The following is a 14,805-nucleotide window of genomic DNA, read 5'->3' as shown; positions in this document are numbered from 1 at the left end:
GACGCCCGCTAGGGAGCCTCGGCCTCGGCGGCTTCCGTGCCAATTGATGTGGCGGCGGAGGAATGGAGCGCAATGAAAGCGTCCGCCAGATCGGCCCTGTTGTCGAGCAGCGACTGGCGGCTCGCGATCAGCTGGCGCTGCGCATCGAGCACGTCGAACAGTGATGCCAGCCCCTCGCGATAGAGCGCGTTCGATTGGTCGAGCGCGGTTTCGCTCTGTTCGATCGCTTCGGCGAGCGAATCCGCGCGTTTCTGGTAAGCATCGATGGCGACGAGCGCGTTCTCCGCCTCGCCCAGCGCGAGGAGGAAGGACTGGCGGTATTCCGCGAGGCTCGCGTCCAATTCGGCGCGCGCAGCCTCGACCTCGGCCCGGCGACGTCCCCCGTCGAACAGGGGAAGGTCGAGCGCTGCGCCGAGCGTCGCGACGAAGTCCGAAAACAGCCCGTCCATCGACCCGTCGCCGATCAGGATCGAGCCGGGCACGACGAGCGAGGGCCGCAAATCGGACTGTTCGATGCCGACCTGCGCCGCAGCCGCCGCGAGCCGCGCTTCGGCAGCGAGAATATCGCCGCGACGCCTCAACAGGTTGGCCGGCTCTCCGATGGGCGGCCCCGCGCCATAGTCGGGGATGGGCGATCCATTGTCCGTCGGGGGAGCGATATCGAGCGTACCCGGTGCCTCGCCGACCAGAACGGCCAGTGCGTGTTTCGCCTCGGCGCGTGCCAGTTCGATGAGGCCGAGGCGCGCCTGCGTCTGGGCAAGGTCGGCAGCGGCCCGGCGCACGTCGAGATTGGCGGACAGGCCGGCTTCGAAGCGCAGTGTGACGATCCGCAGCGTCTGCCGCTGGAGGTCGGTCGATTCTTCGAGCAGGTCGAGCTGCGCGCCGGTCCTGCGGTATTCGACATAGCGCGAAGCGATGGCGGCGGCGATCAAGCGCTGCTGGTCGGAACGGAAATATTCGGCCTCGGCATAGCGCGCGGCGGCGAGGTCGATCTCGGCGCCCAGCCTGCCTGAAATATCCGGGTTGAAGCTTCCGAAAAGTCCGGCGCTTGCGGTCGAGCGCGAGCCGCCGTCGCCGGTTTCGACGCCGACCTCCGCGCCGCCATCGACTGTCGGCAGGCGGTCGGCGCGTTCGGCGCGAAGCAGCGCTTCTGCAGCGCGCAGCCGATCGCTGGCGGCTTCGATATCGAGATTGGCTGAGAGCCCGCGCGCCACCAGCTCGTCGAGAACCGGATCTGAGAAGGCGCGCCACCACACTTCGTTCAATCCGGCCGGCGGCAGGTCGGAATTGTATGCGGCGGGCGCTTCGATGGCGGCGGGGCGGGGAACATCGACGGCACCGGTCGCACAGCCGGCGAGCACAAGCGAACAGCCCAGGATCACAGCTTTGCGGAGCATCACGCGGGCGCCATCGTCATGTCTTCGTCGACGTCGTCTATCTCTTCCTTGAGCTTCGCCAGGTCGACGCTGCGCGGCTCACCGAAGCGTGCAATGCCGAGATAGATTACCGGCGTGAGGAAGAGGGTGAAGACACCAGCGATGCCAAGGCCGCCGAAGATCACGAAGCCGATCGACTGGCGCGCCTCCGCTCCGGCACCAGAAGCGAGGATCAGCGGAACCGAGCCGAGCACGGTCGACATCAGCGTCATGCCGATCGGGCGAAGGCGAATGGCTGCGGCCTCTTCCACGGCTTCGCGCACGCTGCGACCCTGATGGCGCAGCTGGTCGGCAAACTCGACGATCAGAATGCCGTTCTTCGCCATCAGGCCGATCAGCATCACGAGCCCGATCTGCGAGTAGATGTTGAGCGAGGTTCCCGAAAGGAACAGCGCGATGATCGCAGCGGCGAGCGCGAAAGGCACGGTGAGCAGCACGACCAGCGCGCTGGTCAGGCTTTCGAACTGGGCGACGAGCACGAGGAAGACGATCACCAGCGCAAACATGTAGGTCAGCAGCACGTCGTTAGAGGTTTCCTCGAGGCTTTCCGCCTCGCCCTGCAGCAGCATGTCGATATCGTCGGCCACCGTCTCGCTTGCCAGCCGTTCGATCTCGTCGATTGCATCCTGCAGCGGGACACCTTCCGCGATATTGGCCTCGACCTCGATCGCGCGGCGCTGCTCGGTCCGGTCGAGTTCGGCCGCGATGCCCTCCTCGACGATCCGTGTGATGCTCGACATGGGCACGAGCGCCCCGCCGGAAGTCCGGACGTAGAGATTGCGCAAGTCGGAAGGATCGGTCACCGCCACGGCTTTGGAGGTGAGGAATATCGGTACAGCCTGATCGCCGACATTGAGATCCACGAGATCATCGCCGCCGACCATCGCGCGAAGGGTTTGCGCGACGTCGTCCAGTTCCACCCCAAGGTCGGACGCCCGTTGCCGGTCGATCTGTACCGACAGCTGCGGCTGCGTCGGCTGGTAGGAGATGTCGGGGTTGGAGAGGATGTCGGAGCCTGTGTCGATCGCCTCGCTCAGCGCGAGTGCCGATCGGTAGATATTGTCATATTCGCCGCCGGTCAGCGCGACCTCGATATTGCCGCCTCCGCCGCCACCGAAGCTCAGCGTACCGCGGCCCCGCGCATTGGTCCGGGAGCCGGGAATTTCCCGCAGCGGCCCGTTCAGCTCCTCGACGATCTCGGTCTGGCTGCGATCGCGTTCGCTCCAGTCCACGAGCTGTGCCGTTACCCGGACGCGATTGGGGTCGTAGCGCCCGACAATCGAGAAGGTGCTGTCGATCGTGCCATCCTCGAGATAGGGCTGCAGCGCGAGCTCGATCTCGTCGAGTTCGCGATCCATGAAATCGAGGCCAACGCCGTCGGGGCCGGTCGCGTCGATCTCGACGACGCCGCGATCTTCGTCCGGCACCAGTTCGCTATCGAGCTGCGTGTAAAGCAGTCCCGTCATTGCTGCGACGACCACCGCGCTGCCGGCCACCATCTTGCCGTGATCGAGGCACCAGCCCAGCGCCGAGCTGTAGCGGTCGCGCAGTTTGCCGCCGATTTGGGATAGCCGATCGTTTTCCTTGTGCGTGCTCCTGATGTCGAACTTCGCCGCCAGCGCGGGAACGAGGGACAGGGCGACAAATGAGGAGATCAGCACCGCGACCGAGAGGACAAAGCCGAACTCGCGGAACAACCTGCCGGTTTCGGAAGGGAGAAAGCTGATCGGCAGGAATACCGAGACGAGCACTGCGGTCGTCGCGACCACCGCGAAGAACACCTGCCGCGTGCCGACAACTGCTGCTGCGCGCCGACCAAGGCCCTTGTTCTGGAGGCGCTGGGCGTTTTCGAGCACGACGATGGCATCGTCCACGATCAGCCCTGTGGCGAGGACGAGGGCTAGCAGGGTCAGCAGGTTGATCGAGAAACCCATCAGCCAGATGCCTGCCAGCACTCCGACGAGCGCCACCGGGATGGTGGTGCTGGGGATGATCGTGGGGCGCCAACCGCGGAAGAACAGCAGCATCGTGCTGACAACCACGAGGATCGTGAAGGCCAATGTTATCAGGACTTCGCGCACCGAAATCTCGATGAAGTCGGCCTCATCGGAAACGACGCTTATCTCGATGCCGTCGTAACGCGCGTTGACCCTCTCGACCGACGCGCGGATCGAATCCGAAATCTCGATGGTGTTGGAGCTCGCCTGCCGGACCACGCCGAGGCCGACGATCGGCCTGCCATCGAGGCGGACGAAATTGGTCGCATCGGCGGGGGCGAGCGTCACTTCAGCGACATCGCCCACGCGCGTGGTCCCCTCGATGATCACTTCGCGCACCAGATCGGGATCGGTGGCACTAGCGTCGGCGCGCACGACAAGCTCCTGCGCGTCGGAGCGGAAGGAACCGACCGGCACGTCGTATGGTGCGCGCTCGAGCGCGGCAGCGACATCGCTCATGGTCAGGCCGAAGCGGTTGAGCCGTGCCGGATCGACCGAAACCCGCATCTGTAGCGCGCGCGTGCCGAACTGGTCGATGCTCGCCACACCTTCTGCATTGAGCAGTTCTGGGATCACGTCGTTCTCGACCACCCGGGTCAGCTCGGCCTCGCCATAGCGGGTGCTCGAGACGGCGAGGATCATGATCGGCTGGGCGTCGGCGTCGGCCTTGACGATGTTGACCTGTTCGACCCGGTCGGGAAGGTCGCGCGTCACGCGGCTTACCGCCTCGCGTACGTCGGATGCGGCGGTATCGAGGTCCACGCCCGGGTTGAACTCGGCCCGGATACGCGAATTGTTTTCCTCGCTCGACGAATTGATCTGCCGGACGCCGGTGACCCGGGCGACCGCATCTTCGAGGATGCTGGTTACCTCGCTGTCCATGGTTTCCGGCGCGGCACCTGGCAGCGATGCGGAGATCGAGACGATCGGGCGATCGACATTGGGAAGCTCGCGAACCTCGATCCCGGCAAAGGCCGCAAGACCCGCGATCACGATCAGGAGGTTGAGAACCCCGACCAGCAGCGGCCGCTTGACCGCGAGCATGGGTAGGTCGGACTTATCCGCCATCGGTGTCGCTGCCGCCATCGCCATCGCCGGTGTCAGCCCCTGCCTTCTCGCCAGAGCGCAGTTGCACATCGGCTTCGGGGGCCGAGACCGGGCGCACCAGTCGGATGTCCTGTCCGTCGCGGATCTTCTGCACCCCTTCGACTATCACGCGATCGCTTTCGGTCAGCTCGCCGTCGACCAGCGCTATACCGTTGCGGCGCGAGGTAATGGTGACGGGGACGCGCGAGGCTTTCCCGTCACGCACTACGAACAGGTGAGAGCCTTCTCCGCCCCAGACGATCGCCTCTTCGGGAACGGCTGCGCGGGTGGTGTCGTTGCGGGTGAATGTGACGCGAAAACTCATGCCCGGGCGGAAGCGATCATTCGCATTCGGAATGGCCGCCCGTGCAATAAAATTGCGGCTCTCGTTCGAAATTCTCGTGTCGGTCGATACGATGCGCGCATCGATCGGGTTTTCGGGGTCGGAAAATGCCGCGACCTGCACGACCTGTCCCTCCTGCAGCGAGGCGAACACTTCTTCAGGCGCCGGAAAGTCGATGAACAGGCGGCCGCGCTGATCGATCTGCGCGATCGGCGTATTATCGTTGACCCGGTCGCCGGGGTCGATTTCGGTCAGGCCGATGTGACCGGAAAACGGCGCGCGAATGGTCCTGTCGGCAAGCGCCGCCTGCGCCTGACGCAGTGCCACCTTGGCCGAGGCAAGCGCGGTTTCGCCGGCCTCGATCTGGCTCTCCGAAATTGCGCCGGTATCCTCGATTCGGCGATAGCGCCCGAGCAATTGCTCTGCTTCGAGGACCTGTACCCGCGCCGCATCGACCGCCAGCCTTTCCTGCCGCGCATCGAGTTCTAGCAGCGGCTGGCCGGACCGGACGTAATCGCCTGCAGAAAACATCACGCGCGTCACGCGGCCAGCGGTTTCGGGATAAATCTCGGCAGACGTCACCGCGCGCGCCGTTCCGATCGCCTCAACCTGCGTCTGTTCGGGAAGAAAGCGGACGTCCTCGGCGACGACCGGGACTGCTTCCTCGGTTCTTTCCTCGTTTTCGGACGAGCAGCTGGCAAGAAGTATCGCGCCCAGCAGGCCGAGCGCTCGATTGAAGGGGGTCATGCCGGAGGGCGTAGACAATCGGAATGATTATCAAAAGCAATAATCCGGTTTGAAAATTCGCTTACACTGATCGCAAAGCGTGCAGCACTTTTGCGAAGTGATTGCGTGGCTTAATCGAGGACGGCGTCAGAACTCGCTCCAATCCTGTTCTTCGGCCTTTTCCTTCAGCGCGAGATTGCCCTCGAATGCGGGGATCTGCACCGGACGCCTTGCGCTTCCGGCATTCAACCGGATCGGTGGGCGCGCGTCCCGTTTCTGCTCACTTCGGCCGGTCCGGAACTGTTGGACGAGGCGGCCCAGCTCATCAGCCTCGTTGGCCAGGCTGCGACCGGCCGCTGTCGCTTCCTCGACCATCGCCGCATTCTGCTGGGTCATGCGATCCATGCTGCTGACCGATAGGTTGACCTGTTCAAGGCTCGCCGCCTGGCTTGCAGCCATCTCGGCAATCACGGTTACCTGTTCGCTGACTTCTCCGATGCGCGATACGATGCCTGCCAGGAGTTGTCCCGTTTCTCCCACCAGTTCGACACCCTGGCCAACCTGCTGGGTGCTGGCGTTGATCAGGCTCTTGATGTTCTGCGCAGCTTCGGCGCTGCGTTGCGCCAGGGCACGCACTTCGTTGGCCACCACGGCAAAGCCCTTGCCGGCATCGCCAGCGCGAGCAGCCTCTACTCCGGCGTTGAGCGCCAGCAGGTTCGTCTGAAAAGCGATCCCGTCGATCACATCGATGATCTGGGTAATTTCCTGTGCCGACTTCTCGATAACGGCCATTGCGGAGACGGCCCGCTGCACAACCTCGCCTCCATCGCTCGCTTCGCGATGTGTGGCGATCATCGTCGATTGGACTTCGGCGGCATTGTCGGCGGAGTTTTTCACAAGGTCGGTGATCTGGCTCATCGCCGCTGCTGTTTCCTCAAGGCTTGCGGCCTGTTGTTCGTTGCGCTCTGCCAGATCGTCGGAAGCGGCGCGGATTTCGTTGGCGCCATTGATTACACTGCTCGCGGACCCGCGCACCTGCTCGATCATGTCTGCGAGGTTGCTGACGGATTCATTGAACGCTTTGCGAAGTCCTTCATATTCCGCTGGGAATGTCGTTTCCAGGCGATCGTCGAGGCGGCCCTTGGCCAGGCTGTCGAGACCCGAGGACAGGTGTTCGACCACCTTTTGCTGTTCCAACGCCGTCTTCTGGACGAGAACGGCGTTGTCGCGAAAGACGGACATCGCCTTCGTCATTCGGCCGACGCAATCCTTGTAGTCGGTGTAGGAAAACGCCGAGTCCGTATCGCCATCCGCAAGCGCTTCCATCCTGACGACCGTATTTACGTAAGGCCTACAGACCCGGTCTTTAGCGACGAATAAAATCGCCAGCAGGAAGCTGGCGGAAATGGCCGCTGACAAGGTTGCGGCAATTGGACCCAGAATGCCGGTCTGCGACAGATAGGCGACGGTGATATTGGCAATCGCGACCGATCCGAAAATGCCGATCAGGACATCGAATTTCCGACGAATAGGGGCTTCCGCTTCAAACCAGTACAGCATGGCTTTCTCGACCTCCTGGGCAATCTTCAAATGCGCGTCTGGCAGATGCCGGTAGTCTTGAAGATTGCACGAAGAACTCGGATCGGCTTGGTAACAACCCCTAGTTTTTTCGGCTTGAGCGAAGACGTGAAAATGCTGCTGGCCCGAGGGAAAGGCATCGTCACGGTAAACTGTGCGCTAACCATGCCGCATGGATCGCGGGAAGATTCTTCTGCAATTGCGAAGTTGGCGGGCGAGGCGAACGCCGAACGCACGAGTCGGGAACGGGTGGTGTGGTGCCGGCTAGAGGAGTCGAACCCCTGACCTGATGATTACAAATCAACTGCTCTACCAACTGAGCTAAGCCGGCATCCTTTAAAAACAAGCACTTAAGTGGGTTTTGGCATTCCTTTCAGTTTACAGCTTTTACGCGTTTTTTTGAAAAGTTTACGTTCCAACCCAATAAGTCACTGAAAACACACGATGAGCAATTAATTCTACATGATGTGCTCCTGGGTCGGCGCCTCTAGCGTGCTTCCTATGCTGAAGCTAGCCTTATCCGAACATCGAGGATTCTCGCGATCACCGCACGGATAAGAAGCGGTAAAATCTTCATTAATTTACACAGGCTTATCGGTTCCTAAGGTTGCTAATCTAAAGCGTATGAATAGAGCGGCCTTGCCCCAATTTCTCTGGGTTTTTGGGGTCCCAGCTAGCATGGGGAGGCCGGGCACTTTGGTCGGTGCCTGGCCTCAACCGCTTGGCTTGCTGATTGTTTTTCCGAGAGTGTTTTACCCGCTCGGTATTTCTCCAGTGCTGACTTTCTTTTTGACCACTGTGGTCGTTTGCAGCCCGTCCCCCATCGCAACGACCGATATGTCTACATTCTTGGTGAATGTGATCGGTATTTGCGGAAGAGTTAAAAGAGCCGTCTTGCCCTTCTCGTATTTGAAGCCCACCTCAATTTCGGCGGCTACCTTCCTGCCTTTTTTTACTTGGAATGTAAGTTTCTCAGGGAGATCTTCAAAGGGGACAATCTCTATATAGAACGCCAACGGAAAAGTGGCCGGGAACTCTCTGACGATGATATCACCGGTATATACGTTCACCAATGTATGCTTAGAGTGAGCGCCTTTGGCGACGTACTCGCAAACAACAACGTTGTCGGTCCGGAGCTTCCTCACCTAAGCACCCATTCCAAATTTTTCTCATCATTCGTCACAGCCCCGGAATCGCTTTCAGCTATCCAGTAAGAATGAGATTTTTCAGGCTCCAATGATGCTGGGTGGTGCAAATTTGACTTTGCTCGATCAATGAATTGGACAACATCATAATCCATCTCAGCGTCGGCGGCGTAAAGTAAGTCACTGACGGTATCGAGGGTCCAATTAGATGGCCCAGATAACCAGGTCGATACTTGAGAAGGGCTGCGCCCAATTTTTTCAGCAACCTGCTTCCGAGTCAGGCCCTTCTTGCGGGCGGCGTCTTCTAGCGCCTTTATGACTACATCATAAACGCGATTGCGATTCCTCTCGGCGAAAAGCGCGGCGTCATAGGTATAGGTCATATTCGGATATTCCTGCTCGAATTGCTTGTAATGTATGATTCGTAACGAAAAGTGGGCGCATCAGTGAAAGGCTTACCAAGCCCTGCCGCGTCCCAATGTTCCTCACAAACAAGTTTCTCATGCTCAAATTCTGGGGAGTTCATCCCTCCTAGTTTCTTGCGGTATGCTGCATGTGTCGCGACAAACACATCAGGCATTGCAAAGCGACCAAACACACGAATTGACGGCCTTGGTCGCCGACATCGAAATTCCCAATGTTCATACTTGTAATCTCTGAGCTGCTTCAAAAGCTGCTCGGAGACCGAGCCGCCCTCAATAAACTGTGAGAACGCTGCTTCAACCTTTGCCCAACACTGCCGCTCTTTGGCATCGGAACTGCTTCTCCCGCTTTCGATCGAGTTTCGTATTGGTTCACATAGAAACACAACTCTTGCCTCTGGCGCCCAGCTTGTGATCGGGCGGGCTTTCGTTATTGCCCCGCTCTGCAAAGCAGCTTTTACGGGTGCAGGAATTAACATATATTTGAACTGTCCGATGTCAATGGGATTGAGCTGGTGAGGCTAAGCACGCTTGGCAATAAACGCGAAATCAACCGCATTCACAAGTCGCTCAAGTCTCGCCCAGTTAAGTTGTCCAGTTTCGGCATCGCTTCCATTCGTCAAACGGGGTGTCCCAGATTTCGGGCTCAGGCAAAGCGTCAGCGGTAAAGGCTCGAATTCGGTTTTCCTCGATCTCTACCAATGCGACTGAGAGGCCTACACTTCGCAGCGCAGAGAGGACCCTTTTGATCTCAGGTGTCGACGGAAATTTTGGCTGTGGCCGGTTTCGTTTGGGCACGAATTTTCCCTCCGTTAAGCGGTAAAAAAGTTTACAGTGTTGAGGGGCGCCGAGGGGCGTTAGGGGCAGCTGAAGGAAAAAGTTTACAAAAAAACTTTGTAAAATCAAAGACACGCTGAAATTACAAATCAACTGCTCTACCAACTGAGCTAAGCCGGCACATATCTCGCCCTACCGATGCGCTGCTTGAGGGCGTTGTTGTTTGCCCTATCGCTACGCTGCTTGAGGGCGTTGTTGTCCGCCCTGTCGCTGCGCTGCTTGAGGGCGGGAGCGCCTTTCCTTCATAACGCGCCGAATGTCCAGCCCTCGGTTCGTGCGATTTCGGGAGTGAGCGCATCGGGCGTCCACCGCGCCGGATCGTGGGCGACCGCGCGCAGCCAGGCGGCGGTAATCAGCGCATCGGACGAGTGGTCGTCGATCGCGCCCGAGCCTCGAACGGATGGTGAGCCGAGACCTTCCAGCGCGTTGTTGAGATCCTCGATTGTGCGCAGCTTGCGGCCTTTGCCTTCGGGCCATGCCTCGAGCGCGGCGAGCGCGGTGTATATCTCGACGATGACCGAGCCTTTTTGCGGCAAGGGGTCGACCGGCCAGACCGGCACGCGCCCGGCAAGTCGGTTGAGCATTCGCATGCCCGTGAGCGAAGATTTCCCGACTTGTGCCGCACCCACGAGGTTGAAATTGCTGACCGGGCGGCATCCCATCGCGCGCTGGGCCAGTTCGGCCTTGCGGAAGCGCCCCTCGCGCGTGGCGGCGCTATCGAGGTGGAAATGCGCGCCCTCGTCATCCTTACCGTGGCGGAAATGCTCGCGTGCCTCGTCATGCGCGACGAAACTGCCGACCTCCAGATGGGGGTCGTCGGCGCAGATCCGGTCGATCAATTCCCAGAGCGCTTTCGCATTGCCGGGACTGTCTTCCCAGCCGGGAAAGAACGCGCCGCAGTCGGCGAAGGGAAGCGAGATGCCGAGGTCCATGCCGACCAGCGTATTCTCGGGCAGGTCGAGCAATATCGCGAGAACCTCCTCGCGCGCCCACGGTTTACCCCGATCAACCAGGACGGGCGGGCCGCCGTCCGCATGGGCCAGCGCCAGCGCGATCCCCTTCTGCCGTTCGCCCTTCGCGCCGGACCAGTCGATCGCGAGGAAATGCTGGAATCTAGCTGCGTTCACGCCGCAGCTTGTCCCAATATGCAATGCGCTCTTTCACCTTGCGTTCGAAGCCGCGCTCGACCGGTGTGTAATAGGTCTGCGGCTCCATCTCAGCAGGCCAGTAATTGTCGCCGGAGAAGCCCTCTTCCGCATTGTGGTCGTAGCTGTAGCCCGCGCCGTATCCGATATCCTTCATCAGCTTGGTCGGCGCGTTGAGGATATTCTGCGGCGGCATCAGGCTGCCGGTTTCCCTGGCCGATCGGAAGGCGGCTTTCTGCGCGGCATAGGCCGCGTTCGACTTGGGCGCGGTGGCGCAATAGAGACAGGCCTGAACGATCGCGAGTTCGCCCTCGGGAGAGCCCAGAAACTCGTAAGCGTCCTTCGCGGCGAGGCATTGGCTCAGCGCTTGCGGATCGGCGAGGCCGATGTCCTCGCTGGCGAAGCGTACCAGTCGGCGCAGCACGTAAAGCGGCTCTTCGCCTGCAGTCAGCATCCGCGCGAGATAGTAGAGCGAGGCCTGCGGATCGCTGCCGCGCAAGCTTTTGTGAAGCGCGCTGATGAGGTTGTAGTGCCCCTCGCGGTCCTTGTCGTAGACTGCGACGCGGCGCTGCAGGAACTTGCCAAGACCGGCAGGGTCGAGCGGCGCCTCGATCTTTGCATTGTAGAGCGTTTCGGCCTGGTTGAGCAGGAAACGCCCGTCACCATCGGCGCTGGCGATCAGCGCGGCGCGCGCATCCTCGTCGAGGGGGAGAGGCCCTTCGAGCGTTTCTGCCTTGTCGAGCAGCGCGCTCAGCGCCTGGTGGTCGAGCCGCTCCAGTATCAGCACCTGAGCGCGGCTGAGCAATGCGGCGTTGAGTTCGAAACTGGGGTTCTCGGTCGTCGCGCCGACCAGCGTCACGGTGCCACGCTCGACGAAGGGCAGGAAGCCGTCCTGCTGGGCGCGGTTGAAGCGGTGGATCTCGTCCACGAACAGCAGCGTGCGCTGGCCCGCCTCGGCCATCCTGTCAGCCTCGGCGAAGGCTTTCTTGAGGTCCGCGACGCCTGAAAACACCGCGCTGACCGAGATGAAGCGCATTCCCACGCTGTCGGCGAGCAGGCGTGCAATGCTCGTCTTGCCGGTGCCGGGCGGCCCCCACAGGATCATGCTGGAGAGCCGTCCGGCCGCGACCATTCGACCAATCGCGCCCTCAGCCCCCGTGATGTGCTCCTGCCCGATCACTTCGCCCAGTGTGCGCGGGCGCAGGCGGTCGGCCAGTGGCGCATCATCGCGCGGCGCGTCGTCACGGGCGGGCGGGGGAGGGTCGTCTTGAAACAGGTCTGCCATTTGTCGGTCGAGATAGGCTGCTCGTCGGAAATTGCCATGCACGACTTGCCAAGATGCGTCTAAGATATATCGTAGAGCTATCGAATCATACAGGAGACCCCCCATGACCTGGCACAAGCACCGCAGAAACAAGCGCTCCGACGCCTGGCCTTTCCTCGCCATGATGGCCGCCCAATCGCGCGGCGGCGGTTGGGGTTCGGGCTTCGGTTCCGGCTTCGCTGGCGGCTGGGACGATGACGAGGACGAGGACTTTCCGCGTGGCGGACGCCGCCATCGCCGTCGTCGCCGCGTCTTCGGACAGGGCGAGCTGCGCCTCGCGCTGCTGGCGCTGATCCGGGAGGAACCGCGCCACGGCTACGAACTGATCAAGGCGATCGAGGAACTCACCGGCGGCGAATATGCGCCGAGTCCGGGTGCGGTCTATCCGACGCTGCAGATGCTTGAGGACGAAGGCATGATTGCCGAGGCCGAAGCAGAAGGCTCGAAAAAGCCCTACGAAGCGACGGTCGAGGGCATTGCCGAACTCGACAGCCGTGCCGACGAACTCGACGGCCTGATGGAGCGCCTCTCGCGCATGGGCGAAAAGCGTTCGCACGTCCGCTCTCCCGACCTCTTCCGCGCGATGGGCAACCTCGCGAGCGTGCTCAAGAACCGCGCCCGCGCCGGGAAGCTCGACAAGGCGGCGATCGACGAGATCGTCGACATCATCGACGAGGTCGCCAAGCGGATAGAGCGGCTCTGAAACAACCCGCCTTGCGGTAATTCTTAACGCGATTGCGCAGCATGGCCGCAAGAGCGTATTCTTCCCTCCATTGGCCCGGGCCTCGCTCCGGGCGGGAGGGGAGAAGCATTATGGATGAGGCGATCAGTTCGGGTAAGACGCCCTGGCACCTTTGGGTTGTCGGGATCGTGTCGCTCTTGTGGAATGCGATCGGCGCTGCCGACTACACTTTCTCGAGCCTGCGCAGCCAAGCGTGGTTTGAAATGATGCAATACCCGCCGGAGGGTATTGCCTATCTCGAAGGATTTCCCGCATGGGCCCATGGCGGATGGGCGCTCGGTACGATCGGGGCTTTTCTCGGTTCGTTATTGCTGCTTTTCCGCAGCCGCTATGCGGTATGGGCATTCGCGATCTCGCTTGTCGGTATCGCGATTACGACGCTGTATGAGGCAGGGACGGAGGTGCCGCCCGAGCTTGCGGAGATCCAGCCTGCGTGGTTTCCCTTCTTGCTCTGGGGCATCGCCATCCTGCTGTTGGTATACAGTGTCAGGATGAGGGCGAAGGGCGTGCTGCGCTAGGTCGACCCGTCGGTCAGGCCTCTGCTTCTGCCACCGTGTTTTCGGCTTCCTGCAGGGCGCGGCGTTCCTCGACGAGGCGCACGTAGGTGTCGGCGACGACCTTGTTGATCGCGTCCCAGCTGTATTCGGCGGCCTTCCTGGCGCCCGCTTCACCGTGGCGGCGGCGCAGGTCGTCATTGCTGCAATAGGGCTTAATCGCCTCGGCGAAGGCCGTCGCATCGCCCGGCGGGACAAGGCGGCCGGTTTCCCAATCGTCGACCAGGCTGGAGGCACCCGTTGCCCCCGCAGCGACGACCGGCAAACCGCAGGCCATCGCTTCCAATGTGACATTGCCAAACGTCTCGGTGATCGAGGGGTTGAGGAAGATGTCGCCGCTCGCCAGCGCACGGCCGAGATCCTTGCCCGTCTGGAAGCCTGCAAAAATGCCGCCCGGCAGCGCCTGTTCGAACCATTTGCGCGCGGGGCCATCGCCGATCACCAGCACCTTGTGCGGGGCCTGCAGCTTGCGCAGCTCGATCACCGTGTCGGCAAAGACGTCGAGACCCTTTTCCATGACCAGCCGCCCGAGGAAGACCACTGCAACGTCGTCATCCTCCAGCCCCAACGAGCGGCGCCACGCCAGATCGCGCTTCTCGGGCGAGAATATCTCGCGATCGACCCCGCGTGACCAGATCGCGATGTCGTCATGCATGTCCTGCTCGATCAGCGTGTCGACCATGCTCTGCGACGGCGCGACCAATGCATCGCAGCGATTGTAGAACCGCCGCAATATCCACTCGACCGACGGTTCCATGAACTTGAGACCGTAGTAGCGCGGATAGGTCTCGAAGCGGGTGTGCACCGAGGAAAGCACGGGAATGTCGTGATCCTGTGCCCAGCGCAGCCCGGCATGGCCGGTCGGATCGGGCGAGGAGAGATGTACGATGTTGGGCGCGAAGCGTTCTAGGTCCTGCCTGTTGGCGCGGCTCAATCCCAGCGGAAGGCGATATTCGCCGCGTCCCTTCACCGGCATGCGCACATTGGGCACGCCAATGAGGTCGCCGGTCGGCTCGAAATCCGGCTTCTCGACGGTAGGCGCGTAGACGCGCACCTTGGCGCCCTGCGCCAGAAGGTATCCCACAAGGCGGTTCAGCGCCTGGTTCGCACCGTCGCGGGTGTAGTTGTAGTTCCCGCTGAACAGCGCGATGCGAAGATCTGCGACATCCATGGCTCACGCGCATAGAGAAGCTGCGGGCAGAAGGCGATATTTGTTTTGCCGCACCTCAATCCCTACGCGCGAAATCCGTTGACCGTTTACCGCTCGATATCCGGCGGTGGTTCGGGCCACAGGCCCGCAAGGCCGCCCGGCGTCTGAGGGCTCAAACAAAAAACGGAACCGAACACCTTTCCGATGCGCTCTGTCGATGAATACGCATTTGCGCATTGACTTGCCCATGCGTGACACTAATGCCGCCAGCGGGCCACGCGGTCCCAACGCCGCGCGTGCTCTCTGCAAGGAGAGAATAC

Annotated in this window: 11 protein-coding genes and 1 tRNA gene; 2 read left to right on the top strand and 10 right to left on the bottom strand. The window is 61.3% G+C overall.

Annotation, left to right across the window (positions count from 1 at the left end):
• Positions 1 to 8: 8 nt before the first annotated feature.
• From CCE89_RS02775 to CCE89_RS02730, 9 genes are all read right to left on the bottom strand, one after another.
• Entirely contained in the window at positions 9 to 1,397 is a 1,389-nt protein-coding gene (locus CCE89_RS02775; protein ID WP_086436971.1) for an efflux transporter outer membrane subunit, read from the bottom strand.
• Positions 1,397 to 4,501, bottom strand: coding sequence for an efflux RND transporter permease subunit (locus CCE89_RS02770; RefSeq protein WP_086436970.1), 3,105 nt, complete (start codon positions 4,499 to 4,501; stop codon positions 1,397 to 1,399). The genes CCE89_RS02775 and CCE89_RS02770 overlap by 1 nt, the downstream gene beginning before the upstream one ends.
• Positions 4,491 to 5,609, bottom strand: coding sequence for an efflux RND transporter periplasmic adaptor subunit (locus CCE89_RS02765; RefSeq protein WP_086436487.1), 1,119 nt, complete (start codon positions 5,607 to 5,609; stop codon positions 4,491 to 4,493). Before CCE89_RS02765 ends, CCE89_RS02770 begins: the two co-directional genes overlap by 11 nt.
• Positions 5,610 to 5,735: 126 nt before the next feature.
• Positions 5,736 to 7,178, bottom strand: a complete 1,443-nt coding sequence (locus tag CCE89_RS02760) for a methyl-accepting chemotaxis protein (RefSeq protein WP_234989907.1) — start codon at positions 7,176 to 7,178, stop codon at positions 5,736 to 5,738.
• Positions 7,179 to 7,421: 243 nt separating this feature from the next.
• Positions 7,422 to 7,497 (bottom strand) — tRNA-Thr (locus tag CCE89_RS02750).
• 421 nt (positions 7,498 to 7,918) lie between these two features.
• A complete protein-coding gene (locus CCE89_RS02745) occupies positions 7,919 to 8,311 on the bottom strand; it encodes a hypothetical protein (protein ID WP_086436485.1) in 393 nt (130 codons plus the stop codon).
• Positions 8,308 to 8,694 carry a helix-turn-helix domain-containing protein gene (locus CCE89_RS02740; RefSeq protein WP_086436484.1) on the bottom strand — a complete coding sequence of 129 codons (387 nt, stop codon included), beginning with the start codon at positions 8,692 to 8,694 and terminating at the stop codon, positions 8,308 to 8,310. Before CCE89_RS02740 ends, CCE89_RS02745 begins: the two co-directional genes overlap by 4 nt.
• 1,118 nt (positions 8,695 to 9,812) lie before the next feature.
• On the bottom strand, positions 9,813 to 10,697 hold the full coding sequence (locus tag CCE89_RS02735) for a hypothetical protein (protein ID WP_086436483.1): 885 nt from the start codon (positions 10,695 to 10,697) through the stop codon (positions 9,813 to 9,815).
• Positions 10,684 to 12,000 (bottom strand): replication-associated recombination protein A, encoded by a 1,317-nt coding sequence (locus tag CCE89_RS02730; RefSeq protein WP_086436482.1) that lies wholly within the window; start codon positions 11,998 to 12,000, stop codon positions 10,684 to 10,686. Before CCE89_RS02730 ends, CCE89_RS02735 begins: the two co-directional genes overlap by 14 nt.
• A gap of 103 nt (positions 12,001 to 12,103) precedes the next feature.
• Between CCE89_RS02730 and CCE89_RS02725 the strand changes: the two genes are divergently transcribed.
• Together CCE89_RS02725 and CCE89_RS02720 are read left to right on the top strand one after the other, a co-directional pair.
• On the top strand, positions 12,104 to 12,742 hold the full coding sequence (locus CCE89_RS02725) for a PadR family transcriptional regulator (protein ID WP_234989906.1): 639 nt from the start codon (positions 12,104 to 12,106) through the stop codon (positions 12,740 to 12,742).
• Positions 12,743 to 12,852: 110 nt separating this feature from the next.
• Entirely contained in the window at positions 12,853 to 13,299 is a 447-nt protein-coding gene (locus tag CCE89_RS02720; protein WP_086436481.1) for a hypothetical protein, read from the top strand.
• Positions 13,300 to 13,312: 13 nt separating this feature from the next.
• On the opposite strand, the gene CCE89_RS02715 is transcribed toward CCE89_RS02720, so the two are convergent.
• Positions 13,313 to 14,506: a glycosyltransferase family 4 protein gene (locus tag CCE89_RS02715; protein ID WP_086436480.1), complete on the bottom strand. Its 1,194-nt coding sequence runs from the start codon at positions 14,504 to 14,506 to the stop codon at positions 13,313 to 13,315.
• Positions 14,507 to 14,805 lie beyond the last annotated feature (299 nt).

This window comes from Altererythrobacter xiamenensis (assembly GCF_900177715.1).
GTDB lineage: Bacteria > Pseudomonadota > Alphaproteobacteria > Sphingomonadales > Sphingomonadaceae > Erythrobacter > Erythrobacter xiamenensis.
Note: the sequence above shows the minus strand (reverse complement) of the source record. Positions and strands in the feature narration are given on the sequence as shown.

Bases quoted from the DNA above. Each gene is read 5' to 3' on its own strand.
- CCE89_RS02775 (WP_086436971.1), bottom strand. From the start codon at position 1,397: ATGCTCCGCAAAGCTGTGATCCTGGGCTGTTCGCTTGTGCTCGCCGGC.
- CCE89_RS02770 (WP_086436970.1), bottom strand. From the start codon at position 4,501: ATGGCGGATAAGTCCGACCTACCCATGCTCGCGGTCAAGCGGCCGCTG.
- CCE89_RS02765 (WP_086436487.1), bottom strand. From the start codon at position 5,609: ATGACCCCCTTCAATCGAGCGCTCGGCCTGCTGGGCGCGATACTTCTT.
- CCE89_RS02740 (WP_086436484.1), bottom strand. From the start codon at position 8,694: ATGACCTATACCTATGACGCCGCGCTTTTCGCCGAGAGGAATCGCAAT.
- CCE89_RS02730 (WP_086436482.1), bottom strand. From the start codon at position 12,000: ATGGCAGACCTGTTTCAAGACGACCCTCCCCCGCCCGCCCGTGACGAC.
- CCE89_RS02725 (WP_234989906.1), top strand. From the start codon at position 12,104: ATGACCTGGCACAAGCACCGCAGAAACAAGCGCTCCGACGCCTGGCCT.
- CCE89_RS02720 (WP_086436481.1), top strand. From the start codon at position 12,853: ATGGATGAGGCGATCAGTTCGGGTAAGACGCCCTGGCACCTTTGGGTT.
- CCE89_RS02715 (WP_086436480.1), bottom strand. From the start codon at position 14,506: ATGGATGTCGCAGATCTTCGCATCGCGCTGTTCAGCGGGAACTACAAC.